The organism is Nonomuraea dietziae (assembly GCF_014195505.1).
Taxonomy (GTDB): domain Bacteria; phylum Actinomycetota; class Actinomycetes; order Streptosporangiales; family Streptosporangiaceae; genus Nonomuraea; species Nonomuraea roseola.
Genome location: NZ_JACIBV010000002.1, coordinates 708258 through 734559 on the forward strand (window position 1 = coordinate 708258; position 26302 = coordinate 734559).

The 26302-nt window shown below is 70.7% G+C and carries 25 protein-coding genes; 3 read left to right on the top strand and 22 right to left on the bottom strand.

Translation table 11 applies throughout. The annotated features are described in order from the left end of the window. Nucleotides 1–31: 31 nt before the first annotated feature. From FHR33_RS46005 to FHR33_RS46015, 3 genes are all read right to left on the bottom strand, one after another. On the bottom strand, nt 32–667 hold the full coding sequence (locus FHR33_RS46005) for a DUF1961 family protein (RefSeq protein ID WP_183661868.1): 636 nt from the start codon (nt 665–667) through the stop codon (nt 32–34). After that, nucleotides 664–1683 carry a LacI family DNA-binding transcriptional regulator gene (locus FHR33_RS46010; protein WP_183661870.1) on the bottom strand — a complete coding sequence of 340 codons (1020 nt, stop codon included), beginning with the start codon at nt 1681–1683 and terminating at the stop codon, nt 664–666. Before FHR33_RS46010 ends, FHR33_RS46005 begins: the two co-directional genes overlap by 4 nt. Nucleotides 1684–1817: 134 nt before the next feature. Beyond that, complete coding sequence (locus FHR33_RS46015; protein ID WP_183661872.1) at nt 1818–3314, bottom strand: golvesin C-terminal-like domain-containing protein; 1497 nt, start codon at nt 3312–3314, stop codon at nt 1818–1820. A 138-nt stretch (nt 3315–3452) separates the two neighbouring features. Here FHR33_RS46015 and FHR33_RS46020 point away from each other — a divergent pair, with 138 nt between their 5' ends. Next, a complete protein-coding gene (locus tag FHR33_RS46020; RefSeq protein ID WP_183661874.1) occupies nt 3453–5357 on the top strand; it encodes a family 10 glycosylhydrolase in 1905 nt (634 codons plus the stop codon). A 39-nt stretch (nt 5358–5396) separates the two neighbouring features. On the opposite strand, the gene FHR33_RS51325 is transcribed toward FHR33_RS46020, so the two are convergent. The 3 genes from FHR33_RS51325 to FHR33_RS46035 all read right to left on the bottom strand — a co-directional run bounded on the left by FHR33_RS51325 (nt 5397) and on the right by FHR33_RS46035 (nt 8348). Then, entirely contained in the window at nt 5397–6050 is a 654-nt protein-coding gene (locus FHR33_RS51325; RefSeq protein WP_183661876.1) for an acVLRF1 family peptidyl-tRNA hydrolase, read from the bottom strand. A gap of 121 nt (nt 6051–6171) precedes the next feature. Continuing rightward, nucleotides 6172–6606 carry an ester cyclase gene (locus tag FHR33_RS46030; protein ID WP_183661878.1) on the bottom strand — a complete coding sequence of 145 codons (435 nt, stop codon included), beginning with the start codon at nt 6604–6606 and terminating at the stop codon, nt 6172–6174. A 71-nt stretch (nt 6607–6677) separates the two neighbouring features. Then, on the bottom strand, nt 6678–8348 hold the full coding sequence (locus tag FHR33_RS46035; RefSeq protein ID WP_183661880.1) for a serine/threonine-protein kinase: 1671 nt from the start codon (nt 8346–8348) through the stop codon (nt 6678–6680). A gap of 242 nt (nt 8349–8590) precedes the next feature. On the opposite strand from FHR33_RS46035, the gene FHR33_RS46040 reads away from it, so the two are divergent. Next, nucleotides 8591–9652 carry an EAL domain-containing protein gene (locus FHR33_RS46040; RefSeq protein WP_312896080.1) on the top strand — a complete coding sequence of 354 codons (1062 nt, stop codon included), beginning with the start codon at nt 8591–8593 and terminating at the stop codon, nt 9650–9652. Here the strand turns inward: FHR33_RS46040 and FHR33_RS46045 are convergent. Both FHR33_RS46045 and FHR33_RS46050 read right to left on the bottom strand, forming a co-directional pair. Next, a complete protein-coding gene (locus FHR33_RS46045; RefSeq protein WP_312896081.1) occupies nt 9621–10004 on the bottom strand; it encodes a nuclear transport factor 2 family protein in 384 nt (127 codons plus the stop codon). The genes FHR33_RS46040 and FHR33_RS46045 overlap by 32 nt on opposite strands. Beyond that, complete coding sequence (locus tag FHR33_RS46050) at nt 9994–10575, bottom strand: TetR/AcrR family transcriptional regulator (RefSeq protein WP_183661884.1); 582 nt, start codon at nt 10573–10575, stop codon at nt 9994–9996. Before FHR33_RS46050 ends, FHR33_RS46045 begins: the two co-directional genes overlap by 11 nt. Nucleotides 10576–10605: 30 nt before the next feature. On the opposite strand from FHR33_RS46050, the gene FHR33_RS46055 reads away from it, so the two are divergent. Continuing rightward, nucleotides 10606–11883 (top strand): aminotransferase class V-fold PLP-dependent enzyme, encoded by a 1278-nt coding sequence (locus FHR33_RS46055; protein ID WP_183661885.1) that lies wholly within the window; start codon nt 10606–10608, stop codon nt 11881–11883. A gap of 18 nt (nt 11884–11901) precedes the next feature. Here FHR33_RS46055 and FHR33_RS46060 read toward each other — a convergent pair whose 3' ends face one another. From FHR33_RS46060 to FHR33_RS46125, 14 genes are all read right to left on the bottom strand, one after another. Next, nucleotides 11902–12594: a carbonic anhydrase gene (locus FHR33_RS46060; RefSeq protein ID WP_221242566.1), complete on the bottom strand. Its 693-nt coding sequence runs from the start codon at nt 12592–12594 to the stop codon at nt 11902–11904. Nucleotides 12595–12627: 33 nt separating this feature from the next. Next, nucleotides 12628–13473 (bottom strand): ATP phosphoribosyltransferase, encoded by an 846-nt coding sequence (gene hisG / locus FHR33_RS46065; protein WP_183661887.1) that lies wholly within the window; start codon nt 13471–13473, stop codon nt 12628–12630. Between the two features lie 13 nt (nt 13474–13486). Continuing rightward, a complete protein-coding gene (locus FHR33_RS46070; RefSeq protein ID WP_183661889.1) occupies nt 13487–13750 on the bottom strand; it encodes a phosphoribosyl-ATP diphosphatase in 264 nt (87 codons plus the stop codon). A 48-nt stretch (nt 13751–13798) separates the two neighbouring features. Further along, nucleotides 13799–14902 carry a mannose-6-phosphate isomerase, class I gene (manA, locus tag FHR33_RS46075; RefSeq protein WP_183661891.1) on the bottom strand — a complete coding sequence of 368 codons (1104 nt, stop codon included), beginning with the start codon at nt 14900–14902 and terminating at the stop codon, nt 13799–13801. Between the two features lie 96 nt (nt 14903–14998). Then, the gene (locus tag FHR33_RS46080) at nt 14999–17392 is read right to left on the bottom strand and encodes a glycoside hydrolase family 2 protein (RefSeq protein ID WP_183661893.1); all 2394 of its coding nucleotides are present in this window, start codon (nt 17390–17392) and stop codon (nt 14999–15001) included. A gap of 164 nt (nt 17393–17556) precedes the next feature. Beyond that, on the bottom strand, nt 17557–19485 hold the full coding sequence (locus FHR33_RS46085; protein WP_183661895.1) for a DEAD/DEAH box helicase: 1929 nt from the start codon (nt 19483–19485) through the stop codon (nt 17557–17559). Nucleotides 19486–19805: 320 nt separating this feature from the next. Further along, nucleotides 19806–20168: a metal-sulfur cluster assembly factor gene (locus FHR33_RS46090; RefSeq protein ID WP_183661898.1), complete on the bottom strand. Its 363-nt coding sequence runs from the start codon at nt 20166–20168 to the stop codon at nt 19806–19808. 3 nt (nt 20169–20171) lie between these two features. Next, nucleotides 20172–20606 carry a Fe-S cluster assembly sulfur transfer protein SufU gene (sufU, locus tag FHR33_RS46095; protein WP_183661900.1) on the bottom strand — a complete coding sequence of 145 codons (435 nt, stop codon included), beginning with the start codon at nt 20604–20606 and terminating at the stop codon, nt 20172–20174. A 1-nt stretch (nt 20607) separates the two neighbouring features. Beyond that, a complete protein-coding gene (locus FHR33_RS46100) occupies nt 20608–21861 on the bottom strand; it encodes a cysteine desulfurase (RefSeq protein ID WP_183661902.1) in 1254 nt (417 codons plus the stop codon). Between the two features lie 90 nt (nt 21862–21951). After that, complete coding sequence (sufC, locus tag FHR33_RS46105; RefSeq protein WP_183661904.1) at nt 21952–22698, bottom strand: Fe-S cluster assembly ATPase SufC; 747 nt, start codon at nt 22696–22698, stop codon at nt 21952–21954. A 2-nt stretch (nt 22699–22700) separates the two neighbouring features. After that, on the bottom strand, nt 22701–23018 hold the full coding sequence (locus FHR33_RS46110) for a non-heme iron oxygenase ferredoxin subunit (protein WP_183661906.1): 318 nt from the start codon (nt 23016–23018) through the stop codon (nt 22701–22703). Further along, nucleotides 23015–24139: a Fe-S cluster assembly protein SufD gene (gene sufD / locus FHR33_RS46115; protein ID WP_183661907.1), complete on the bottom strand. Its 1125-nt coding sequence runs from the start codon at nt 24137–24139 to the stop codon at nt 23015–23017. The genes FHR33_RS46110 and sufD overlap by 4 nt, the downstream gene beginning before the upstream one ends. Beyond that, nucleotides 24139–25551 (bottom strand): Fe-S cluster assembly protein SufB, encoded by a 1413-nt coding sequence (sufB, locus tag FHR33_RS46120; protein WP_183661909.1) that lies wholly within the window; start codon nt 25549–25551, stop codon nt 24139–24141. Before sufB ends, sufD begins: the two co-directional genes overlap by 1 nt. Then, a complete protein-coding gene (locus FHR33_RS46125) occupies nt 25548–26240 on the bottom strand; it encodes a helix-turn-helix transcriptional regulator (RefSeq protein ID WP_312896082.1) in 693 nt (230 codons plus the stop codon). Before FHR33_RS46125 ends, sufB begins: the two co-directional genes overlap by 4 nt. Between the last annotated feature and the right edge of the window lie 62 nt (nt 26241–26302).

Here is a 26302-nt window from a genome sequence, read left to right on the forward strand (position 1 = left end):
GCTGCGAACGTAGTGTTGAATCGACTCAAAGTCAATGAGTCGAAACCCGCAGATTCGCGTACTCGCCGATCATCGGGGCCATCTGCCGCAACCCGATCTTGCCGCCGGTCAGCGGGCTGTCGTCCTTCCAGGTGAAGGAGGTCAGGCCGTTGACCTGGAAGGAGATCTCCCCCCGGCTGATCGTCAGCTTCATGGCATAGGGCCCCTGGGCGTCCATGACCGCGGGCAGGGGGTCGGCGCCCTGCGCGACGAGGTGGAAACCGTAGCTCTTGCGCAGGTTGCAGGTGTGCAACGAGCGCTCCGACGGCCACATGCGGCGGAAGTACGAGACATGGTAGGCGTCGAGGTCACCGTGGTGGTACTGCTCGTAGGGCCCCGTGCGCGGAGCCAGGTCGAACAGGTCCTCGCCCCGCCTGCCTCTGGCGTGGAAGAACATGATGCACAGGCCAGGCTCGCGCACCGGCCAGAAGTCCCACTCGACGGTGACGTCGGCGGGGAAGTCGTCCGGGCACCACAGCACGATGTTGGCCGCCTGCCCGTCCTCGGGCGGGCGCAGGCTCTCCAGGCGCAGCCTGCCCTGGGGGAAGGACAGCGCCCCGTCGCCCTCGAGGCGGAAGCCCTCCAGGTCGGAGGGGCCCGCCAGTGCGTTGCGATACAGCTCTGTCACGTGCTGGCTCCCGGTCGGAGGCTGGACTCCCGCACCACCAGATCGGGCTGGAAGATCACCTGTCTGTGGCTGTGCCTGTCGGGCTCCTCGACCTCTTCGAGCAGCAGGTCGATCGCCGTACGGCCGAGCAGGTCGCGCGGCTGCCTGACGGAGGAGAGCGGCACCGCCGAGGCGGCGGCGAAGTCGATGTCGTCGTAGCCGACGATGGCCACGTCGTGCGGCACCCGCACCCCCTGCGCGGTCATCGCCTGGAAGAAGCCCAGCGCGAGCAGGTCGTTGGCGCAGAACACGGCCGTCGGCCTGGACGGCGGCGGCAGCGCGGCGACGCGCTCCCCTGCTGCCCTGCCCTCGGCGATGCTCAGCGCGGGCATCGACAGCGTCTCGAGCACGACGCCCTCGGCCGCCTCGACGGCGCTGGTGATGCCCGCGTGACGGTCGGCGACCTGCTGGAAGGAGAGCGGCCCTCCGACGAAGGCGACGCGCCTGTGCCCCTGCTCGATGAGGTGGTTGCCGGCGAGCCTGCCGCCCAGCCTGTCGTCCACCGACACCGAGCACTGGCTCCCGTGAGCGGCCCTGTCGACCAGGACCACAGGGGTTCCCCTCGCGGCGAGCTGGAGCAGCCTGGGATTGTCGGCCTCCACGGGCGTGATCAGGATGCCGAGCACGCGCTGCTGTTCGAGCTGGTCGAGATGGCGGCGCTCCCTGTGCGGGCTGGCCGCGCTGTTGCACAGCACGACCATGGTGTCGTGCTCGTCGGCCAGCGCCTCCGCGCCCTGCGCGACGTCGGCGAAGAAGGGGTTGGCCACGTCGAGCACGACCAGCCCGACGGTACGGCTGCGCCCGACCCGCAGGTGGCGGGCGACCTCGTTGCGGACGAAACCCAGCTGGCGGATCGCCGCGAAGACCCGCTCTCTCGTGGCGGGAGAGACGATCTCGGGGCGGTTGAGCACGTTGCTCACCGTGCCCACGGAGACGCGCGCCAGCTGCGCGACCTCCTTGATGTTCGTGGTGGCCATTGATCCTCACGAAGCCTTCCCCGCTGTGAACGGGGCTCATCATAGCGGGAGGCATGATCTTTTTGAATCGTCTTAAGGCCTCATGATGAGAGGGTACGGCACGCGCGAGGTCGCGTGCCGTACCCTCGGATGGTTCAGAGGCGGGTGATCCGGACGGCGTCGGCGACGACGTAGCCCACGCCCGACGTCCAGCGGCTCACGCCGACGACGTCGCGGTCACCGGCGTTGAGCGTGAAGGTGCCGATGCTGCGCCAGCCCCCACCGCCCGAGCGCTGGTCCACGAAGACCGTCTGGTTGCCGCTCGACGTGGCGACGATGTACGGCGCCGAGCTGTTGTAGCCCGGATCGGAGGGGTACCAGACCTCGACCCGGTAGCTGCCGGTGCTGGGCAGGTTGGCCCTGAACCAGGCGGGGTCGCTGGCCGCGACCGGGCTCGCGAAGCGGTAGTCGGCGCCGTGGCGCTGGGCGGAGTAGGACGAGGTGCCCCAGTTGGCGCTGGCGGTGAAGGCGCCCGCGTTGTCGACCGTGGCCGACCAGGTGCCGCCGCCACCACCGGTCACGTACGACATGTAGGTGGTCCAGTTCCAGTGCGGGCCAGGGTCGGTGTGCGTGGCGCCGGGAACCTGGTTGTGCCCGATGATGTGGGTCCGGTCCTTGGGGATGCCGTACTTGTCGCAGATGTGGCGGGTCAGCGCGGCCGAGGCGCGGTACATCGCGTCGGTGAACCAGGAGGCGTCGCTGACCCAGCCCTCGTGCTCGATGCCGATGGAGCGGGTGTTGTAGCTCCAGTTGCCCGCGTGCCAGGCGACGTCCTTGTCGCGGACCATCTGCGTGGTGGCGCCGTCGGAGGAGCGGATCACGTAGTGGGCCGAGACATTGGCGCTCGGGTTCTGGAACCAGGAGATGGTGCCGGCGTAGGAGCCCTGGGTCACGTGAACGATCACCCGGTCGATGGCGTAGCTCGACGGGCGGCTCGAGGCGGTGTAGTTGCCGGAGTTGGCCGGAACCCAGCTGGCGTTCGGGTAGTCGGGGCTGGCCGCGACCGCCCTGGCGTTCAGGTCCTGCGCCGCGGCGTACTCTCCCCTGTCGGCGGTGACCTCGCGGGGCGCCACGCGCAGGCCCTTGGCCTTGAAGCCCAGCCCGAGCAGTTCATAGACGGCGTCGGCGTACAGGCGGGAGAGCTCGGGGGTGGAGGCGTTGCCGTACCTGGCGACGGCGCCGTACCAGCGGCCCTCGTCCTTCCTGGCCGCCTCGTCGAGGCCGAGTTCGTCGGCGATGGAGCGAAGGACGGCGGCGCCGCCGAGGATGTTGGCGTCCGTGTCGGCGCGCAGCTTCTCCACCGGCAGGCCCGTGAGCTCGGCGGCCTTCTCCAGCGTGTGCGTGGTGGGGTTGCTGACCAGGTGCATCACGCCGTAGCCGCCGCTGGCGCTGGGGCTGCCGTCGTGGCCGTCGAGGTGCGTCTCGGCGTAGGCGATGGCGGCCAGCAGGTCTCGCGGGACGTCATGGGCGGCGGCGGCCTTGGCGAAGGCCGTGCGGAGCGGGTCACGGTCGGCGAGGGCGGTGTGAGCGGGGTGCGCGGCGAGGAGGAGGGCGGAGAGGGCGGTAGCGACAAGGGCGACTAATCGGCGCATGAGCGCTCCTCGTGCAAGGGGGGTGTCCCCTTGCACCATAAGAGGGTTCATGACTGATGTCGATAATTGACATTACATAGCCAGTAGATGAAAATTTTCGCCTTCCGGGTCTTGTCGAGCCGCCCGCCGATCGTCACCATGCGAGCTGTGACCCGATTAGCGGCTCTCCTCGCCCTCGCGCTCACCGCCCTCGTCTCCCCCGCCGCTCCCTCCGCCGCCGCCTTCTCCGCCGCCTCCGCCGCGTGCGTCCCCGACCCGGCCACGCCGAAGCGTCAGTTCAGGGCGATGTGGATCTCCTCGGTCGCCAACATCGACTGGCCCAGCAGGACGGGGCTGTCGGTCTCCGCCCAGCAGGCCGAGTTCCGCTCCTGGCTCGACCTGGCCGTCCAGAAGCGGATGAACGCCGTCATCGTGCAGGTCAGACCCACGGCCGACGCGCTGTGGCCCTCGCCGTACGAGCCGTGGTCGCAGTGGCTGACCGGCACCCAGGGCGGCGACCCCGGCTACGATCCGCTGGCGTTCATGGTCGCCGAGGCGCACGCCCGTAACCTGGAGTTCCACGCGTGGTTCAACCCCTACCGCGTGGCCAACCACGACGATCCGAGCCGCCTCGTCGCCAGTCACCCCGCCAGGAAGAACCCGGGGTGGCGCTTCGCCTACGGCGGCAAGCTCTACTACAACCCCGGCATCCCCACGGTCCGTGACTTCATCGAGGACGCCATCATGGACGCCGTCACCCGCTACGACGTGGACGGCGTGCACCTCGACGACTACTTCTACCCGTATCCGGTCAGCGGGCAGACCATCCCGGACTCGGCCACGTTCGCGCAGTACGGCGGCGGCTTCTCCAACGTCGCCGACTGGCGGCGCGACAACGTCAACCTGCTGGTGCGCGAGCTGGACGAGCGCATCCACGCCGCCAAGGCGCACGTCGCCTTCGGCGTCAGCCCGTTCGGCATCTGGCGCAACGCCTCCACCGACCCGCTCGGCTCGCGCACCTCGGGCCTGCAGTCCTACGACTCCATCTACGCCGACAGCCGCCGCTGGGTGAAGCAGGGCTGGGTCGACTACCTGACACCGCAGCTCTACTGGCACATCGGCCACGCCGCGGCCGACTACGCGGTGCTGACGGCCTGGTGGTCGGAGGTGGTGAGGGGCACGGGCGTGCAGCTGTACGCCGGACAGGCCGCCTACAGGACGGGCGCCTCAGGCCAGGACCCCGCCTGGCAGGACCCCGCCGAGCTCAGCGACCACCTGCGGGTCAACCGCGCCCACCCCGAGATGCTCGGCGACGTCTACTTCAGCGCGAAGGACGTGCGCGCCGACCGGTTGGGCGGCTTCTCCAGGGTGGTGGCCGACCACTACTCGAGGCCGGCCCTGATCCCGCCCAGAGGGACGGCGGGCGCCCCGCCCGCTCCCACGATCACCTCGCTCACGCAGGGGCCAGGGGGGACGACGGTGTCGTGGCAGGGCACCGGCGCGGCCTCCTACGCGGTCTACCGGGGGGAGGCGGCCGACCCCTGCCTGGTCACCGACGCTCGCAACCTGCTCGGGACCACGAGAGGGACCTCCTTCACCGACCCCTCCTCGGGGCAGGGGACCTACCACGTGAGCGCCCTCAGCAGGACGCACCAGGAGAGCGGGGCGTTCAGCGTCGTGGTCGACGGCCCCTCCGCGAGCTCGGCGTGGGGCACCTCCGCCTACTCCGCGCAGCGCCACGGCGCCGACTACCGGTTCGCCGCTCCTGTCGCGGCCAGCGACCCGGCCTGGTTTCCCGCGGCCGTACCCGCCACGGGCAGCTACCGGGTGGAGGTGTGGCATCCGGCCGACCCCGGCTACAACAGCGCCACGCCGTACATCGTGTCGGCGGCGGGAGGCACCAGGACGGTCCTCCTCGACCAGCGCACGGGCGGCGGGCAGTGGCGCTCGCTCGGCACCTTCACGCTGAACGCGGGCACCTACAACGTGGTGGGGGTAAGCAGATGGACCTCCGCGACGGGCTACGTCGTGGCCGACGCGGTCCGTGTCAGCGCGAGCCCGTGACCCGCCCCTCCTGACGGGCGACCGCCGGTCAGGGCCTCGTCACGGCGGGTCGGTGACGTGGATCCTGACGGCGCGGAACTGCGCCGGCGTCTCCTGGAGCACCACCAGCCTGGGGTCGGGCACCGTGAGGAACGGCTCGGCCTCCAGGGCGAACAGCGGGGCGAGCCTCCGCTCGGCCCGCATCAGGTCGACGGCCTTGCGGTCGCCGCCGAACACCACCGCGGCCATGCCGTCCAGGTGCGGCGACAGCACCCGCAGGGCGGTGTCGGCGGCGGCCTGGTAGGTCTGCCCGGCCTGGTTCTGCCTGCGCCTGGCGAACCGCTGTTGCGACCAGCCGCCCGCGGCCGTGCGCCCCTGGACGTAGCGGGAGTCGACCTTGGAGGCGATCAGCCTGCTGCCGTGGAAGACGCCCGCCGCGAAACCGCCGAGACGGACGAGCACCACGCCGACCAGGCGCTCGGCGCGGGCGTGGGTGACCAGGGTGGCCACGCGCGGCGCTCCCAGCGGCAGCGGGGGGAAGGGCGCGTGGCACTCGGCGAGCGCGCCGTCGGCGGCGGCCAGCCGTACGACGTGGTCGTCGCCCGTGGACTCGAAGGGGCCGTGCCTGTCGGCGAACCCGTCGATCCAGCGCTGGAGGCGTTCGGGCGGCACCGCGACCCAGCGACCCCCGCCCTTCGCGGGCCTTGCCTTCACCGTCGCAGCGTACCGGGTAGCACCGATACGCCGCCGCCCCCGGCAGAGGAGGAGCGTGTGGCAGCGGGCACGGCCCGATCCTCTACCCCGCCTTGAGGCCGGCGAAGCGGCGGCCCTCGGCCTACTCCAGAGGGCCGCCGAGGTCGGGCAGGACGCCGAGCTGCTGGAGGAAGCCGAGAACGTCCTTGTCGGACCACTTCTCCGCGAGCCTGCCGTTCTCGACGCGGTGCACGACCGTCGCCGTGACGGTCAGCCGGCGCCCCGTGGCCGGGATGCCTGGAAGGTCGCCCTTGTGGACACCGTGGGCCGTGAGCCTCGTCACGACCTTGTCATCTTCCGCGATCTGGTCCTCGATGTCGTGGGTGCCGGGTGTGGCCTCCCAGAACAGGCGGAAGATCTCTTTGAGTCCCTCACGGCCGGGGGCGAACCCGGGAAACGGCGGCGGGGAGTGGTCGAGGTAGTCCTCGGCGACGAGTTCGTCCAGGGCGTCGATGTCGCCCCTGTCGATCTCGGCGTAGTAGCGGCGCACCAGCGCCTTGTTCTCATCAGTGGACATGGCTGACTTCTTCCGCTCCCTTCCATGATGCGCGCCCGCCCCGAGGAGGGATCGTCAGGAAATGGCAAACGTCAGCCCGGCTCGCTGACCCTCCCTTCCCGCCACCTGCTGTAGCGCGTCTCGAAGGGGGAGGTCAGTCTCGTGCCGTCGTCGAGCAGGAAGTGCCAGGAGAGCTCGAAGGACTCCGGCCTGTTCTCTTCGTCCAGCGTGAGCACCCAGGACAGGGTGGTCCTGGCGAGCTGCCGCTCGGTGAACTCGTCGTTGTTGATCTCGCTGATCTGCCGCCAGAGCGAGGCCGGCGCCTTCGTGGTGGCCAGCACGCCGGAGTAACGGCGCTTGGACGCCGTCACGTTCTCCGTCAGCCTGGCCAGGTCGGCGACGATGCCCACCGCGCCCATCGCGTGCGCGCACCGGGCGTAGAGCATGATCGGCTCTTCCGCGGGGTTGTCCACGGCCTTGCCTTCGACGTGGTCGCTGTCGGCGAGCACCACGTGCTTGGTCAGCTCGAGGTGCTCGGCGGTGACCTTCATGTCCATGCGGGTGTCGAACGGCGAGGATCCCGCGCCGTGATCGTAGGACAGCCTCCCCGTCGCCTTGGTCGACCACGTGCCCTGCGAGATCCGGCCCTCGAAGGTGAAGTCGGCCATGGGCTTCGCGCCGACCGCCGCCTCCAGAGCCGCGGGAAGCTGCGCGGGCGTCGGCGCCCCGGCCATCGCGGTGACGGTGTCCGCCGTGGTGCCGGTGGCCGTCGGTGTGGCGGTGGGCGTCGGCGTGCCGGTGCCCACGGGTGTGCCTGACCGGTCACCGCCCCGCCACAGCACCACGCCCGCGGTCACCACCGCCGCGGCGCAGACCGCTCCCCCCGCCGCCAGCAGCGCCCGCCGCGAGAGGACGGAGGAGCTCCGCTCCGCCGTCGGCCGCTCATGCACGGACCCGCCCCGTACGGCGCCGCCGTGGGCCGCCTCGGCGCCCTCGCGCAGCGCGGCGACCTCGTGGGCGGGCGCCCGCTCGCCCAGCAGCGCCAGCAGCAGGTCGCGGGCCGACGGCCGCCCTGCGGGATCCTTGGACAGGCAGCGCGCGACGATCCCACGCAGCGGTTCGGGCAGCTCACCCAGGTCGGGCTCGCTGTGCAGGATGCGGTAGGCGGTCGCGGCGAAGGTGTCGCTGCCGAATGGCGGCCGCCCGTTGGCGGCGTAGACCATCGTCGAGCCCCACGCGAACACGTCGGACGCGGGCCCCACCGGCAGGCCGCTGAACTGCTCGGGCGCCATGTAAGGCGGCGTGCCCGACGCGCCGTCCTTGGTGGCGGTGACGCCGACCAGCCTGGCGATGCCGAAGTCGATCACCCGCGGCCCGTCGGAGCCGATGAGCACGTTGGCCGGTTTGAAGTCGCGGTGCACGACGCCGGCCCGGTGGATGGCGGCCAGCGCCGTGGCCGTGCCGATGGCCAGGCGGGTCAGCGCCGCCCCTCGAACCGGGGCGACCGCCGCCAGCGCGGGGCCGTCGATGTACTCGCTGGCCACGTAGGGCGGCTGGTGGTCGAGATCGGCCCGCAGGAGGCGGGCCGTGCAGAACTCGTCGACCTGGCGGGCGGCGGCGACCTCGCGGGCGAAGGAGCGGTCGATCCCGCCGTTCATGACCTTGACTGCGGCCAGCCCGCCGTGCTGGTCCTGCCCGAGGTAGACCGTGCCCTGCCCGCCCTGCCCGAGCTGACGGATGATCCGGTAAGGGCCGATGTCCACGTATGCCTCACATGATCGAAATATGCGGCACGAGACTAGCCCACGACCACGGGTCGGCGGCAGAGCGCCCACGGCCCGAACCTGGCCACCGAAGACCCTGGGCGCGCATCCTCGGTGCGTTGCGAGCCTGGCTTCCATCGGTGGAGTGAGAGCCGGGTTGAGCTCGGAACTCATGGCGAAATATCGGTGAACTTCGCGCCGTGCGCCTTATGGAGCTGGTGAGATGCGCCCACAATGTGGAGGTGTCTCTTCAGACTCCCCTGCTTCCCCCGCACGACCCGGAAGCTTCCGCCTCGGTCTCCCCAGTGGTCGATCTCGAGACCGGCGGTGTCATCGCGTTGCACGTGCCGCCAGGCGCCTCCGAGCTGGCCCCCGGCACTCTGCCCCTCCTCCTCGACCTGCCCACCCACATGGTCATCCGCGGTTCGGGAGCTCTCGCCCCGCTGCACGAGGCCCTCAGGAGGTCGGGCAGACGGCCGAGGGAGGTGATACTCAAGGTCCACGGCCCCTGTCAGGACGCCGACAGGCGGGCGCTGCTCGTCGGCCTCGACGGGCTGAGGGCGATCGGCCACCTCGTCGCCTTCGGCGGCATGGGGGTCGGCAGCCTGCCGATGGAGCTGGTCACCGAGGCCGCGCCGTACCTGATCGTGCTCGCCCCCGAGCTGGTGGCCAGGGTGCCGGACGACCACAGGCGAACGGCAGTGGGCGAGGCGCTGGCGACGCTCGCGCGCGGGATCGGCGCGCACGTGCTGACCCCCGGCATCACCGGCGAGGCGCAGCTGGCCACGGTCAGGAGCTGGGGCGTACGGCTGGCCGAGGGCCCGCTCCTTCGTCCGGGCCCCGACGGGCGGGTGCGGGTGCCGCTGCCCGTGCGCAAGCCGTCGCGGACGGACCTCATGCTCGGCCCCAGGGTGCAGGAGCTGCTGCTGCCGGCGGTGACGCTGCCGGAGAGGGCGACGTCCGAGGAGGTGGTGGAGGCGTTCGGCACCGAGCCTTCGATCACCAGCGTGATCCTGGTGGACGAGTACCAGCGCCCCGAGGGCAGCCTGGACCGCAGCCGCTTCCTGCTGTCGATCGCCGGCCGCTACGGGCACGCCCTGCACGGCAAGAAGCCCGCGCTGCGCCTGGCCGATCCACCGAGAACGGTGCCCAGGACGACGCCCGCCATCGCCGCTATGCAGGTCGCGGGGCAGGACAGCGCCCGCGTCTACGACGACCTGGTGGTGACGGACGAGGTGGGCAGGTGCCTCGGCGTCGTCAGGGTGAGCGACCTCATGCGCGCGGCCACCGGGCCGTATCGGTGATCTGGGTGAAGCCGGCGATCAGCCCGTCCCTGAGCTTCAGGTCGTGGGCGAAGGCGGCCTCGAAGGGCTGACCCGTGGCCCGCGAGACGCCGCGGTAGTGCCCGAACACCACGACCCTGTCGTCACCGGCCCACACCTGCTCCTCGGGGACGGGCCTGGTGTCGTACGCGGCGAAGATGACGCCCCAGCAGCCGCCCAGGGCGCCGCGCGGTCCGTGGTGCTCGCCGCCGACACCCATCGGCATGCCGTCGCTCACCCTCAGGACCAGGTCGGGGTGGAGGGTGGCGGACAGCGCCGCGGCGTCGCCTGCCGCGAAGGCCTCGTAGAGGCGGTCCACAGTTTTAGAGATCACTCTCTAAAACTACCGCGAGGGCGGCGGTCTCCGCCAGCCGTACGGCGGAGCCTGGCACCGGCCGCCCGGCGAGCACGTGCCGTCGCACAGCCGCGACAGGCACGTCGACCAGCGCGAACGTGACTCTCTCCAGCGCCTGGCCGGGCAGCCGCGCGGCCAGGTCGCGCAGCGCGGAGGCGACCGCCGTGTTGAGCCCTTCGAGCTCCTCCCCCAGCTCGGACGGCCAGCGCTCGCGCAGCTCCGCCACGTTGTGCGCGAGCAGCAGCCGCGCCTCGTCAGGGTGCTCGGCGGCCCACCCGGCCACGTGCGAGGCCGCGGCGCGCACCGCCAGGGCGAGGTCGGGCTCGCGGGCGGCGAGCAGGAAGCCCTCCTGGAAGCGGCGCACCGCCCTGATCCACAGATGCGCGAGCAGCAGGTCGCGCGAGCCGTACCGGTGATAGACCGACCCGCTGGGCGCGCCGAGACGTGCGGCGATGGCCGTAACGGTGACGGCCTCGTGACCGCCCTCGGCGGCGAGGGCGGCGGCGGCGTCGAGGATCTGGTCGGCCGCGAACTTGGCTGGTCGTCCCACATCGGCACGTTAGCGTGCTAGAAGGGAATCGTGCTGAACAGGCGGACGCTGCTGCTGGGCGGGGCGAGCGCGACCCTCGCGGGCTGCACCACCACGACCCCGACGACTACTCGCACCACGCCACCGAAGGAGGGCTGGGAGGCCGTGCGCGCCCAGTTCGCCCTCGACCCCGAGATCGCCAATTTCGCGGCCTTCGTCCTGGCCGCCCATCCCGCCCCCGTACGGCAGGCCATCCAGCGCCACCGCGACGCCCTCGACGCCGACACCGCCGGATATCTCGAGGCGGAGGACCGCGAGGCCGCCACCAGGGCCGCCGCCGAACGCTTCGTCGGCGCCGAGGAGGGCGAGGTGGCGCTGACCGACAGCACCACGATGGCGCTGAGCCTGCTCTACTCCGGCCTGCGCCTGCGTCCAGGGCAGGAGGTGCTCACCACCGAGCACGACTTCATGGCCACCCACGACAACCTGCGCATGCTCGCCGAGCGCACCGGTGCGAAGGTCCACAGGGTGCGCCTGTACGACGATGCGGCCAAGGCGAGCGCCGACCAGATCGTGAGCGCGATCAGGGCCGGCCTCACGCCGCGCACCAGGATCGTCGCCGTCACCTGGGTGCACTCGAGCACCGGGGTGCGGCTGCCGATCCGCGCCATCGCCGACGCGCTCGCCGAGGCCAACCGCGGCCGCGACGAGCGCGACAGGGCGCTGCTGTGCGTCGACGGCGTGCACGGCTTCGGCGCTCTGGCCGACTCCGTCGCCGACCTGGGCTGCGACTTCCTGGCCACCGGCACCCACAAGTGGCTGTTCGGCCCGCGCGGCACCGGCATCCTGTACGGCAGGCAGTGGGAGAGCGTCGCCCCGATCGTCCCGAGCTTCAGCAACCAGACCTTCCGCGCCTGGTTCGGCCGCACCGCCCCCACGGGCCCAGGAGGGATCATCAACACCCCCGGCGGCTACAAGGCCTACGAGCACCGCTGGGCGATGGCCGAGGCCTTCGCCTTCCAGACCTCGATCGGCAAGGACAAGATCGAGGCGCGGACGCTGGAGCTGGCCACCCGCCTCAAGGAGGGCCTGGCCGCCGACCCGCGGGTGCGGCTGATCACCCCGATGAGCGCGCAGCTGTCGGCGGGTCTGGTCTGCTGCGAGATCGACGGCGTCACGCCCTTCCAGGCGGTCGAGCGCCTGCGCGCCCAGCGCATCCTCACCAGTACCACGCCCTACCTACAGGTCTACCTCCGCTTCGGCACCTCGATCCTGACCAGCCCCGAGCAGGTCGACAGGGCCGTGAAGGCCGTGGCCGCGCTCCGATGAGAGCTGCGCGGCCATCTGTCAGACGAGCCTGGTCACCCCGCCGGAGTCGAGGTCGTAGCGGGCGCCCACCACGTGCGGGAGCAGCGGGCGCAGCCTGGCGACCGTGTCGCGGGTGTGGGCGGTGATCATCCGCTCGATGTCGGGGGTGTAGACCCCGCGCAGCGCCTCGACGATGCGCTGCAGGTCTCCGGGCAGCGTGACGCGGTCGCGGATGGCGTGGGCGGCGGCGGTGACCGCGCCGCAGCGCTGGTGGCCGAGCACCACGACGAGGGGGACGCCCAGCTCCTCGGGGCCGTACTCGACGGCGCCCAGCACCAGGGGGTCGAGGGTGTGCGCCGCCGTCCGCACCACCAGCAGGTCGCCGACGCCCACGTCGAAGACGACCTCGGGCGGCACTCTGGAGTCGATGCAGGACAGCACGACGGCGTAGGGATGCTGGCTCGTGGCGACGTAGCGCCTGCGGGAGGGGTCCTGGTGGGGATGGCGGGCCCTGCCCACCATCCAGCGCCTGTTGCCCGCCGACAGCGCCGCCCAGGCCCGCTCCGCGCTCACGGGCTCCCGCAGCTCGCGGGGCGCGCGGCGCTCGGGCACGGCGGGCACCGCGCGGCCGAAGGCGACCCCGCCCACGAAGCCGGCGCCTGACAGGGCGGCGCCCCCGACGAGGGTGCCGCCGACCAGCACCCGCCGGCGGGAGATCAGTTCGTCACGCACGGTGACGAGAATGGTACTCCCCGCGCCCGGGCGCTATAGCCTGCAGGCGTAGATGTCCGTGACCAGGATGGCGCGGGCGCCGATCTCCCAGAGCTGGTCCATCACCTGCTGGTGCCCCCTGCGCGGCACCATCGTGCGGACGGCCACCCATCCCTCGCGGTGCAGCGGCGAGATGGTCGGCCCCTCCATGCCGGGCGTGAGCTTGCTGGCCTGCTCGATCTGCTCGGCGCGGATGTCGTAGTCCATCAGCACGTAGTCGCGGGCGTGGATGACGCCCTGCAGGCGGCGCACGAGCTGCTGGGTGCCCGGCGTGTCGGTGGCGCCGTGCCGCCTGATCAGCACCGCCTCGGAGCGCATGATCGGCTCGCCGAACACCTCGAGGCCGACGTTGCGCAGCGTGGTGCCGGTCTCGACCACGTCGGCGACGGCGTCGGCGACGCCGAGGTGGATGGCGGTCTCGACCGCGCCGTCGAGCTTGATGACGCGGGCGTCGACACCGCTCTCCGACAGGTACTTCTCCAGCAGCCCCGCGTAGGAGGTCGCGATGCGCAGGCCGTCGAGGTCCTGCACGGAGGACATGGCGCCCGCCTTGGCGGCCAGGCGGAAGGTGGAGCCGCCGAAGCCCAGCGGCAACATCTCCTCCACCGGCGCGCCCGAGTCGAAGAGCATGTCGCGCCCGGTGATGCCGGCGTCGAGCGTGCCCTCGCCGACGTAGACGGCGATGTCACGCGGGCGCAGGAAGAACAGCTCGCAGTCGTTGTCGGGGTCGACGACGACCAGCTCCTTGCTGTCCTTCCTGGTGCGGTAGCCGGCTTCCTTGAGCATGGTGGCGGCGGCCTCGTTGAGGGCGCCCTTGTTGGGTACGGCCAGCCGTAGCATCGTGGCGAACCTTTCAGAGGTACTTGTAGACCTGGTCGAGCCCGATGCCACGGGCGATCATGAGGCACTGCACGTGGTAGAGCAGCTGGGAGATCTCCTCGGCGGCGCGGTCGTCGGACTCGTGCTCGGCGGCCATCCAGCTCTCGGCGGCCTCCTCGACGACCTTCTTGCCGATGGCATGGACGCCGGCGTCGAGCGCGGCCACGGTGCCAGAGCCCTCGGGCCTGGTGTGTGCCTTGTCGGACAGCTCGGCGAACAGCTCATCGAAGGTCTTCATGATCTCTCTCGGTGCTCGGCAGATGTGCTCTGTTCAGACTATCCGCCCTCAGGCCCCACGACCCTGCGCGTCCGCCACCCGAGACGGCTGCGCCCAGAAGATCGTGCCGGGGCCGCGCAGCTCGACGCCGCCGGCCGAGCCGCGCGAGAACGCCGACTCGCCCGCGCGCAGCAGCCTGCCGTCGACGGCCACCTCGCCCGCCGTGCAGACGAGGACGCGGGGAAGCCCGCCCTCCAGGCGCGTGTCAGGAGCCTCGAGGCGGCCGAGCGCGAACTCGGGGACCGGCACGCTGTAGAGCCCGTCGACGGCCTCGACCCGCAGCGGCTGGGCGGCGGCGTCGGTGACGCGCAGCAGTTCGTCGACGTCGATCGGCTTGCTGGTCAGCCCGGCGCGCAGCACGTTGTCCGAGCCGCCCATGATCTCCACGCCGAACCCGCTCACGTAGGCGTGCAGCACCCCCGCGCCGAGGAACAGCGCCTCGCCGGGCCGCAGGTCGTGCCGGTTCATCAGCAGAGGGGCCAGCACGGCGGGGTCGTCGGGGTACTGCTCGGCCAGGCGCGTCACGAGGTCGTGGCCGAGCCGCTCCGCCGCGGCCACGACGGCCTCGACCAGCCTCTTGCGCTCGGGCCACTCCAGCAGCAGCCGCAGCGCGCCCGCCGTGTCGCCCGCGCGCAGCCGCGCCACGACCGGCTCCAGCTCGGCCACCTCGAGCTCGGCCAGCAGCCGCGCCGCCTCCTGCGGGGCGCGGAAGCCGGCCAGGCCGCTGAACGGCGTCAGCGCGCAGATCAGCTCGGGCTTGGGATAGGCGTCGACGTAGGCGCCGCGCGCGTGGCCCGCCTCGGCCTGCTCGGCCGAGGGGTGCACCTGCAGCGACAGCACGCTGTCGACCGCGATCAGCTTCAGCAGGTACGGCAGGCGCGCCCCGAACCGGGCGAGCGTCTCGGCGCCGAGCTCGCCCTCGGGGTCGTCGGCGATCGCCTCGTCGAGCGTGCGGCCTCGCTCCACCAGCAGGGAGGGCCCGGAGGGGTGGGCGCCGAGCCACATCTCCGCCTCGGGCTCGGGCGAGGGGCTCGGACGCCCCGTCAGCGTCGCGATGGCGGTGTGCGAACCCCAGGCGTAGTGCTTGACGGGGTTGGAAAGCAGCTCTGTCACAACGTCTCCGAATGCGCGGGGGCGGCCGAGGTCGAGACTATCGCGCCGCCCCAACCTGGTGAACCGGGTAAGTACCTCCTGGCTCCCTCCGGCCCCTCACCTGGTGGACGCCTCGCCGCGCCTCTCGTTCACGCACCTCACCGGCGGCTCGGCCACCGGCCTGCTGAGCGTGAAGCGGTGGCTCTCGCCCGGCAGCAGCGTGATCAGCTGGTCGTCCACCTCGGCCGCGGGATCGACCCTGTCGGGGTAGATCGTCAGGTCGCGTACCAGGGTGTGCGCCTCGACGAGCACCTCGCGCCCCTCCACGGTGAGCGTGAAGTCGGCGGCGGGCAGGTCGAGGTCCTTGTCGGGCAGGAAGAACCACCACGCCCTGTGCTCCCCCGCCGTCACCGTGATCAGCTCGCGGGCGGGGTCGCCGGGGGTGGCGATCGTCAGGTGCGCCGTGGCCGCGCCGCGCGGCTGCACCTCCAGCGTGAAGCTCTGCGCACGCAGCTCGGAGCCGTCCATCGCGTGCCGTACCGCCCGCACCTCGGCCGTCCACGCCTCGGGGCCGTCGTTGACGGCCACCACCGCCAGCCCCTCCCCCCGCGGCTGCACGGTCAGCAGCCGGTCGGCGTAGGCCCTGCGCAGCGCGTGGTAGAGCGGCTTCTTCCGGCCGTCGCCGTCGATCGCCGACCAGGAGGTGACCGGCCAGCAGTCGTTGAGCTGCCACACCACCGCGCCCGCGCAGTGCGGCCACAGCGACCTGAAGTGCTCGACGCCCAGTTGGATGGCCCTGGCCTGGTTGACCTGCGTCAGGTAGTGCCAGTCGTCGAAGGTGACGGGCGCGGGGAAGTGCGCCTCGAGCCCCGCGGCCAGCTTGCGGTTGCCGTCGATGGCCTTCTGGTGGTGGAGCAGGCCCGGAGAGTCGGGCGCCGGCGGCTCGTCGGAGATGGCCCTCCTGATGGTGGCGTAGGCGGCTGGCGCCTGGAAGCCGAACTCCGCCACGAACCTGGGGGTGTACTCCCTGTAGGCGGTGTAGTCGCGCTCGTTCCATACATCCCAGATGTGGATGTTGTGGTGGCCGGGGTCGTTGGGGTGCACGTCCATGGAGCCCGAGTACGGGCTGCCCGGCCAGTACGGCCTGCCGGGGTCGAGCTCCCCGACGATGCCGGGCAGCAGGTCGAGGTAGTAGCCCTCGCCCCAGGTGCGGCCTTCGAGGGGTTCGCGCCAGTTCCAGTCGGCGTAGCCCCAGATGTTCTCGTTGTTGCCGCACCACAGCGCAAGGCTGGGGTGCGGCATGAGCCTGGCGACGTTCTGCCTGGCCTCCGCCTCCACCTCCTCGCGCAGCGGCGTCTCCTCGGGGTAGGCGGCGCAGGCGAAGAGGAAGTCCTGCCAGACCAGCAGGCCGAGCTCGTCGCACAGGTCGTAGAAGTCGTCGCTCTCGTACAGCCCTCCGCCCCAGACCCGCATGAGGTTCACGCCCGCCTCGCACGCCTGGACGAGCCGGGCGGCGTAGCGGTCACGGCCGATCCTGGAGGGGAAGCAGTCGTCGGGGATCCAGTTGACGCCCTTGGCGAAGACCGCCACGCCGTTGACCTTCAGGGTGAAGGCCCCCGCCTCGGTGTCGAGCTCGACGGTCCTGAAGCCGATCCGCACCTGCCGGCGGTCGAGGACGTCGCCCGCGCCAGGCGCGGCGGCGAGGATGACCTCCAGCTCGTGGAGGGGCTGCTCGCCGTACCCGCGGGGCCACCACAGCGCGGGATCTGGCACCTCCAGCTCCACCACGGCGGAGTCCGCGCCGGGCGGGAGCGCTCCCACGACCGACACGCCCGCGACGGCCGCCGTGACCCACAGCTGCCCTTCCGACCGCGCCGACCGCTCGACCTCGACGTGGACGGCGACCCTGCCGACGCCGCCTTCCACGGTCACGACGGGACGGACCTCGGCCAGGCGCGCGCCGCTCCACGAGTGCAGCCCGATCGGCTTCCAGATGCCCGCCGTCACCAGGGCCGGACCCCAGTCCCAGCCGAAGTTGCAGGCCATCTTCCTGATGAAGTTGTAGGGGGCGGCGTAGGCGCCGGGACGAAAGCCCAGCTCCTCGCGCAGCCGCTCGGCGTGCTCGACGGCCGAGGAGAAGACGACGCTCAGGCGGTTGGCGCCCGGCCGCAGCGCGTGAGCCGCCTCGAACCGGTAGGAGCGGTGCATGTTGGCGCTCCGGCCGATCACGACACCGTTCAGCTCGATCCTCGCCACGGTGTCGAGCCCTTCGCAGACCAGGTCGGTGCGCTCGTGCCCGGTGCCGTCCCACTGGAAGGCGCTCTCGTAGTGCCACTCCTCGCCCCCGATCCACGTCAGGGCGTCCTCGTTGGCGTCCAGGTAGGGATCGGGGATCAGTCCCGCGGCGAGCAGGTCGGTGTGCACGCAGCCCGGCACGGTCGCGGGCGCCACCACCTCACCTGAGGCCGATCGGACGGTCCAGGAGTCGTGCAGGGGGCGAAGGGGTGTCATCGACTCTCCGAGGGAAGGCGTGGCCGGGCGGGACAGGCCCACACTAGACGCTGACGGCGCCTTCCCCACGGGATTTGCTGAACCGATTAATCTGCCCACGCAAAAGGCGCTGCCCGCCGTGCCTCTCGAGGAGGCAGGGCGGGCAGCGCCGTCAGGCGGTGGGGTCAGCGGCCGAAGCGGCGACCCGTGTTGCCACGGTCGGAGCGGAAGCCGCCGGTGCCGCGCTCCTCCGAGCGGAACCCGCCGGTGCGGGGCGCGCGGTCGTCACGGTTGGCCGACAACGGCCGGGCCGGCCTGTCGTCGGAGCGGTAGCCGCCGGTGCGGGCGCCGCCGCCGCTGGAGAACGGACGCGCCGGCCTGTCGTCGGAACGGTAGCCGCCGCGCTCGTCGGAGCGGTAGCCGCCGGTGCGGGGCGCGCGGTCGTCGCGGAAGCCGCCCGAGCGGGGAGCCCGGTCGTCGCGGTAACCGCCGGTGCGGGGAGCCTCACTGGTGCGGGGAGCCCTGTCGTCACGGTAGCCGCCGGTGCGGGGAGCCTCGCCGGTGCGGGGAGCCCTGTCGTCGGAGCGGTAGCCGCCCTGGCGACGGTCGCCGTCGAAGGCGCGGTGCGGACGGCGCTCGCCACCGAAGTCACCGCGCGGCGCGCGGTCACCACCGGCGGGACGGTCGCCACCGAAGTCGCCACGCGGAGCGCGCTCGCCGTCGAAGTCGCGGCGAGGACGACGGTCGTCGCCTGCGCCGAAGCCGCCCTCAGAGGTACGGCGCGGGCCACGGTCGCCGCCGAAGTCGCGACGACGGCCGCCACCGCGACGCTCGCCGCCGTGGCCGCCGCTCTCACGGCGGGGACGCAGCGGCTTGCGCACGTCGGGCTCCCACACGGGGATGGACTCGCCACTGGGCCTGCGGGCCCCGGTGACCTCGGCGATGCGGTCGCTGCCCGGCTCGGCCTTGAGCCTGAACGGGTGGATGCCCGCCCTGCGGGTGAGCTGGTCGGTCGAGCGGCGCTCGTTGGGCAGGACGAGGGTCACGACGGTGCCCTTCTCGCCCGCCCGAGCGGTACGGCCGCCGCGGTGCAGGTAGCTCTTGTGGTCCTGCGGCGGGTCGACGTGCAGCACGAGGCTGATGTTGTCGACGTGGATGCCTCGGGCCGCGACGTCGGTGCAGACCAGGACGTTGACCTGGCCCTCCTTGAACTCGGCCAGGATGCGGGTGCGCTGGTTCTGGCGCTTGCCGCCGTGCAGGCCGCCCGCCTTGACGCCGACACGGGCCAGCTGCTTGCACAGCCTGTCGACACCGTGCTGGGTCTTGACGAAGATGATCGTCCTGCCCTCACGGTTGGCGATCTCGGCGGTGACGTCGAACTTGTCGTCGCGCGTCACCTGGATCACGTGGTGCTCCATGGTGTCGACCGGGGAGGTCGCGGGGGCGATGGAGTGCGTGATCGGGTTCTTGAGGAAGCGCCGCACCAGCTTGTCGACGTCGCCGTCGAGCGTGGCCGAGAACAGCAGCCTCTGGCCGTCGGCGGGGGTCTGCGAGAGCAGCTCCGACACGACGGGGAAGAAGCCGAGGTCACACATGTGGTCGGCCTCGTCGAGGACGCTGACCTCGATGGAGTCGAGCGAGCACTCGCCCTGGCGCATCAGGTCGCCCAGACGGCCCGGCGTGGCGATGATGACGTCCACGCCGCGGCGCAGCGCCTCGATCTGCTTGCCCATGGACATGCCGCCGACGACGACCTTCATGCGCAGGCCCAGGCCGCGGCCGAGGGGCTCGAGCGCGTCGTGCACCTGCAGCGCGAGCTCACGCGTCGGCACGAGGACCATCGCGCGGGGGCGGCCGGCCTGCGGCTTCACCCCGGCGATGCGCGCCATGGTGGGCAGACCGAAGGCGAGCGTCTTGCCCGAGCCGGTCTGTCCGCGACCGAGGACGTCGTGCCCTGCGAGCACGTCGGGGATCGTCGCGGTCTGGATGGGGAACGGGCTGTCGATGCCCTGACGGGACAGTCCGGTCACGAGCGGCTTGGGCAGGCCCAGCAGCTCGAATTCCGAAACGCCCTTCTCCTCGACGGAGATTTCGGGCATGGCAGCGTCAAGCATGGTCACGAAGGTCGTGCCTTTCAGTCGAAGTGGCGCGTCACTTCTGCGAAAAGGACGAGCCGGGACCGTACGGCGGTGCCGTACTCAGTGCGAGGGGCGGACGTATCGGACGCCTGCCGGGGTGGGGACCGGGCCACTTCTGGACCCGTCAACGCGCACCCAAGACCGGCCGCAGGCGGCATTACGCACGATGGTGCGTCAGGTGCACATGTTGCCAACGCGCGGGAAGGTCATGCTATTCCCGGCGGGACTTCGGACCTTCCGGAGCCCTGGCATGCTGAAACGGCTGGTGCTGGGAACACCAGCCGTGCAGCAAAAGATCAGACATTGAATCCTAGCATACGCAACTGGTCGCGCCCGTCGTCGCTGATCTTGTCGGGGCCCCACGGCGGCAGCCACACCCAGTTGATCTTGACGTCGGAGACCATGCCGTCGAGGGCGGAGTGCGCCTGGTCCTCGATGACGTCGGTCAGCGGGCAGGCCGCGCTGGTCAGCGTCATGTCGATGGTGGCCACCGGGTGGCCGCCCTCGCCGGGGTCGAGGTTGAGGCCGTAGATGAGGCCCAGGTCGACGACGTTGATCCCGAGCTCGGGGTCGACGACGTCCTTGAGCGCCTCCATGACCTCCTCGACGGTGGTGTCACCGTCGTACGCCGTTGTCGGGGTTTCCACCGGCTTGCTCATCTCTTAGGCACTCCTCACAACAGCGTCCTTGTAGGCCATCCACGACAGCAGCGCGCACTTGACGCGCGCGGGGAACTTGGCCACGCCGGCGAAGGCCACCGCGTCGCCGAGCACGTCCTCGTCGGCCTCCACCTGGCCCCTGCCCTGCATGAGCCTGGTGAACTCGTCGACCACCGACAGCGACTCCTCGACCGTCGAGCCGGTGGCCAGCTCGTGCAGCACCGAGGCCGCGGCCTGGCTGATGGAGCAGCCCTGCCCGTCGTAGGAGACGTCCTCGATCTTGCCGCCGTCGCCGAGCTTCACCCTGAGCGTGATCTCGTCGCCGCACGTCGGGTTCACGTGGTGGACCTCGGCGTCGTACGGCTCGCGAAGCCCCCGCCCCTGCGGGTGCTTGTAGTGCTCCAGGATCAGCTCCTGGTACATCGACTCGGCGATCATGTCAGGCGAACACCTTCTGCACGTGGTGAAGACCCTTCACCAGGGCGTCGATCTCGCCCGTGGTGTTGTACAGGTAGAACGACGCCCGCGTCGTCGCGGGTATTCCGAACCTCAGGTGGAGCGGCCGCGCGCAGTGGTGCCCGACCCTCACCGCGACGCCGAACTGGTCGTCGAGGATCTGCCCCACGTCGTGCGGGTGGATGCCCTCCATCGTGAAGGAGAGCGTGCCGCCTCTGCCGTCCAGGCCCTTCGGCCCGATGATCCGCAGGGTGGGCACCTCGCCCAGCGCCTCGAGCGCGTACGCCGTCAGCGCGCGCTCGTGCTCCTCGATGGCCTGCATGCCGACCCCGTTGAGGTAGTCGACCGCCGCGCCGAGCCCGATGGCCTCGACGATCGGCGGCGTGCCCGCCTCGAACTTGTGCGGCACCGGCGCGTAGGTCGAGCGGTCCATCCAGACCGCCTCGATCATCTCGCCGCCGCCCAGGAACGGGGGCATGGCCTCCAGCAGCTCGGTGCGCCCCCAGAGCACGCCGATGCCGGAGGGGCCGAGCATCTTGTGCCCGGTGAAGGCGACGAGGTCGGCGCCGAGGGCCGCCAGGTCGACGGGGTGGTGCGGAACCGACTGCGAGGCGTCGAGCAGCACCAGCGCGCCGACCTCGTGGGCGCGGCGCGCGACCTCGGCGACCGGGTTGACGGTGCCGAGCACGTTCGACTGATGGGCCACCGAGACGATCTTCGTGCGCTCGGTGATGACGCCGTCGGCCAGGTCGAGCCTGCCCTCGTCGGTCACGCCGAACCACTTGAGCGTCGCCCCCGTGCGCTGCACGAGCATCTGCCAGGGGACGATGTTGGAGTGGTGCTCCATCTCGGAGATGACGATCTCGTCACCGGGGCCGAGCGTGAAGCGCGGGTCGTCGTTGGTCCTGTTGCCGAAGGAGTAGGCGACCAGGTTGAGCGCCTCGGAGGCGTTCTTGGTGAAGATGATCTCGTCGCGGCTCGGTGCCCCGACGAAGGCCGCCACCTTGTCCCTGGCGGCCTCGTAGGCGTCGGTCGACTCGGTGCCGAGCGCGTGGTGGGCCCGCCCCACGTTGCTGTAGTGCATCGCGAAGTGGTCGCGCATGGTCTCGATGACCTGCGTCGGCTTCTGCGAGGAGTTGCCCGAGTCGAGGTAGACCAGCGGGCGTCCGCCGGACAGCTCGCGGGAGAGGACAGGAAAATCCTTCCTGACCCTCTCCACGTCGAACACAGCACTCATCGGTCGCTCACCACTCCTCATTGGCTTCGCGGGCCCGCTCGTAGCCGGCGGGTCCACTCCGCTCACTGTGTCGGGCTCGCTCCTGGTTCATCAGGCCGATGCCTTCGTGTACGCCTCGTAACCCTCGGCTTCGAGCTTGTCCGCCAGCTCGGGGCCGCCCTCTTCGACGATCTTGCCGGCCGAGAAGACGTGCACGAAGTCGGGCTTCACGTAGCGCAGGATGCGGGTGTAGTGCGTGATCAGCAGCACGCCGGTCTCGCCCGAGGCGCGGAAGCGGTTGACGCCCTCGGAGACCACGCGAAGCGCGTCGACGTCGAGGCCCGAGTCGGTCTCGTCGAGGACGGCGATCTTCGGCTTGAGCAGCTCGAGCTGCAGGATCTCGTGGCGCTTCTTCTCACCGCCGGAGAAGCCCTCGTTGACGTTGCGGGTGGCGAAGGCGGGGTCGATCGCCAGCGCGTCCATGCCGTTCTTCAGGTCCTTGCTGAACTCACGCAGCTTCGGCGCCTCACCGCGCACCGCGGTGACGGCCGAGCGCAGGAAGTTGGAGACGCTGACGCCGGGGACCTCGACCGGGTACTGCATGGCGAGGAACAGACCGGCGCGGGCGCGCTCGTCGACCGAGAGCTCGAGCAGGTCGACGCCGTCGAGCAGCACCTGGCCACCGGTGATCGTGTACTTGGGGTGACCGGCGATCGCGTAGGCGAGCGTCGACTTGCCCGAACCGTTGGGGCCCATGATGGCGTGGGTCTCGCCGGCCCTCACGGTCAGGTTGACGCCCTTCAGGATCTCCTTGTCGGCGACGGAGACCTGCAGCTCACGAATCTCAAGGGTGGACACTTTTATGACTCCTTCGAGAGCGAGACGAGGACGTCGTCGCCGTCGATCTTCACTCGGTAAACGTTCACGGGCTTGGTGGCGGGCGGACCCGTCGGCTTGCCTGAGCGCACGTCGAAACACGATCCGTGCAGCCAGCACTCGAGGGTCCCGTCGTAGACCTCGCCCTCGCTCAGCTTCACCTCGGCATGGGAGCAGACGTCGTGCAGGGCGAAGACCTCTTCGCCCTTGCGGACCAGCGCCACCGGGGTCTCCCCCACCTCGACGCCGATGACGCCCTCGTCGGGGATGTCGCTGACCTTGCAGACCTTCTCGTAGCTCACTTCTCGAGCTCCGCCTCGATCTTGGCGAGCACCCGCTCACGCAGCTCGGGTACGGAGATCTTGTCCACCAGCTGGCCGAGGAAGCCCCTGATGACCAGGCGGCGGGCCTGGTCGGCGGGGATGCCGCGGGCCTGGAGGTAGAACAGGTGCTCGTCGTCGAGCCTGCCCGACGTCGAGGCGTGACCCGCTCCGGCGACCTCGCCGGTGAGGATCTCGAGGTTGGGCACCGAGTCGGCGCGGGCGCCGTCGGTCAGGATCAGGTTGCGGTTGAGCTCATAGGTGTCAGTGCCCTCGGCCTCGACCCTGATGATCACATCGCCGATCCACACCGCGTGGGCGTCCTCGCCCTGCAGCGCGCCGCGGTAGTCGACGTGGCTCTTGCAGTTGGGCGTGGAGTGGTCGACCAGCAGGCGGTGCTCGAGGTGCTGGCCCGCGTCGACGAAGTAGACGCCGGACAGGTCGGCGTCGCCGCCCTGGCCGGTGTAGGAGACGCTGGGCGAGAGCCGTACGAGGTCGCCGCCGAGGGTCACCACGAAGCTGCGGAAGGTCGCGTCCTTGGCCAGCTGGGCGTGGTGCTGGGAGACGTGCACGGCGTCGTCGGCCCAGTCCTGCAAGCTGACGACCTTCAGGGTGGCGCCGTCGCCCACGACGAACTCGACGTTGTCGGCGTAGACGGCGCTGCCCTGGTGGTCGAGGACGACCACGGCCTCGGCCATCGGCTCGACCTTGACCACGATGTGGCCGTAGGCGACGCCGGCGGTGCCGCCGCCGCGCAGCTCGATCTGGATCGGCTCGGCGGGAACGGCCTCCTTGGGCACGGTCACGACCAGCGCCTTCTCGAAGGCGTTGTAGGCCTGCGCGCTTACCCTGTCGGTCGGCGCGTAGGCCTGGCCGACCCTGGCGTCGTCGCGGCCCACCCACTCGGCGCTGACGCCGGCGGGGGTGTAGGCCTGCGTGACGACCTGGCCGGTCACCTCGGCGGTGCCGTCGTGCAGGCCCTTCAGCCGTGAGAGCGGCGTGAAGCGCCACTTCTCCTCGCGCCCGGTCGGCACGGAGAAGTCGTCGAGGTTGTAGGACGACTTCTCGTGCAGGGTCGACAGGGGCTTCTCGTTCAGGCCCATCAGCCGACGGCTCCTTCCATCTGCAGCTCGATCAGGCGGTTCAGCTCGAGGGCGTACTCCATGGGCAGCTCGCGCGCGATCGGCTCGACGAAGCCGCGCACGATCATCGCCATCGCCTCGTCCTCCTCGAGCCCGCGGCTCATGAGGTAGAACAGCTGGTCCTCGCTGACCTTGGAGACCGTGGCCTCGTGCCCCATCGAGACGTCGTCCTCGCGGACGTCGACGTAGGGGTAGGTGTCGGAGCGGCTGATCTGGTCGACCAGCAGCGCGTCGCACTTGACCGTGGAGGCGGAGCCGTGGGCGCCCTCCTCGATCTGGACCAGGCCGCGGTAGGAGGTACGGCCGCCGCCGCGCGCCACCGACTTGGAGATCACGCTGGAGGAGGTGTTGGGCGCCAGGTGGACCATCTTGGACCCGGCGTCCTGGTGCTGGCCCTCGCCGGCGAAGGCGACGCTCAGCGTCTCGCCCTTGGCGTGCTCGCCCATCAGGTAGACGGCCGGGTACTTCATCGTCACCTTGGAGCCGATGTTGCCGTCGATCCACTCCATGGTCGCGCCCTCGTAGGCGACGGCGCGCTTGGTGACCAGGTTGTAGACGTTGTTCGACCAGTTCTGGATGGTCGTGTAACGGCAGCGGGCACCCTTCTTCACGACGATCTCGACGACCGCGGAGTGCAGCGAGTCGCTGGAGTAGATCGGCGCGGTGCAACCCTCGACGTAGTGGACGTAGGAGTTCTCGTCCACGATGATCAGGGTCCGCTCGAACTGGCCCATGTTCTCGGTGTTGATCCGGAAGTAGGCCTGCAGCGGGATGTCGATGTGGGTGTTCGGCGGCACGTAGATGAACGAGCCACCGGACCAGGTCGCGGTGTTGAGCGCGGCGAACTTGTTGTCGCCCACCGGGATGACCGAGCCGAAGTACTCCTTGAAGAGCTCCTCGTGCTCGCGCAGGCCCGTGTCCGTGTCGACGAAGATGACGCCCTTCTCCTCCAGGTCCTCACGGATCTGGTGGTAGACGACCTCGGACTCGTACTGGGCCGCGACACCGGCGATGAGGCGCTGCTTCTCGGCCTCGGGGATGCCGAGCTTGTCGTAGGTGTTCTTGATGTCGGCGGGCAGCTCGTCCCAGGAAGCGGCCTGCTTCTCGGTGGAGCGCACGAAGTACTTGATGTTGTCGAAGTCGATGCCGGTGAGGTCGGAGCCCCACGTGGGAAGCGGCTTCTTGCCGAACAGCCGGAGGCCCTTCAGGCGAAGGTCGAGCATCCACTCCGGCTCGTTCTTGAGCGCGGAGATGTTGCGGACGACCTCCTCGGACAGGCCACGCTTGGCCGCGGCGCCCGCGGCGTCCGAGTCGGCCCAGCCGAACTTGTAATTCCCGAGGCCTTCCAGCTCCGGGCGGTCGGTGACAGTCACCTTCCGGTCTCCTTGCTCTCTTTAATCCGAACGGGGCTCACGTGAGTGGTGCAGACCCCGTCGCCGTGTGCGATGGTGGCCAAGCGCTGCACCGGGGTGCCGAGCAACTGCGCGAACGCCTCAGTCTCGGCCTCACACAGCTGCGGGAACTCCGCCGCCGCGTGCGCCACCGGGCAGTGGTGCTGGCAGAGCTGGTCGCCGCCGGACTTGGCCTTGGTGGCCGAGGCGGCGTAACCGTCCGCCGACAGCGCCTGGGCCAGCACCTGTACGCGCTGGTCTTCCGGCACTGTCCGCATGACCGGCTCAAGCCGCTGCAGCAGGCCTTCGACCTGCGAGCGGGCGAACTCGGTCACCGCTTCCTCGCCCATGCGCTCGGCCAGGAAGCGCAGCGCGCTGCCGGCGAGGTCGTCATAGGCGTGCTCGAAAGCACTGCGCCCCGCGTCGGTGATGGCGAACAGCTTGGCCGGTCGCCCTCTTCCGCGCTGTCCGCGCGGGTGCACGGTGCGGGGCTCGATCATCCCGTCGGCCAGCAGCGCGTCGAGATGACGGCGGACGGCGGCGGGCGTGAGCCCGAGCCGCTCGCCGAGCGCGACGGCCGCGACGGGACCGTGTTCCAGGATGAGCCGAGCGACGCGCGCACGAGTGCTGCGCTCGCTTCCCGGCTCGATCGAGGAGGTCACGTTTTTCACAACATCAGTGTGCCGTAATTCCTTCCCCCATCTCAAATGAATGGGGAATGCAATTTCTCACG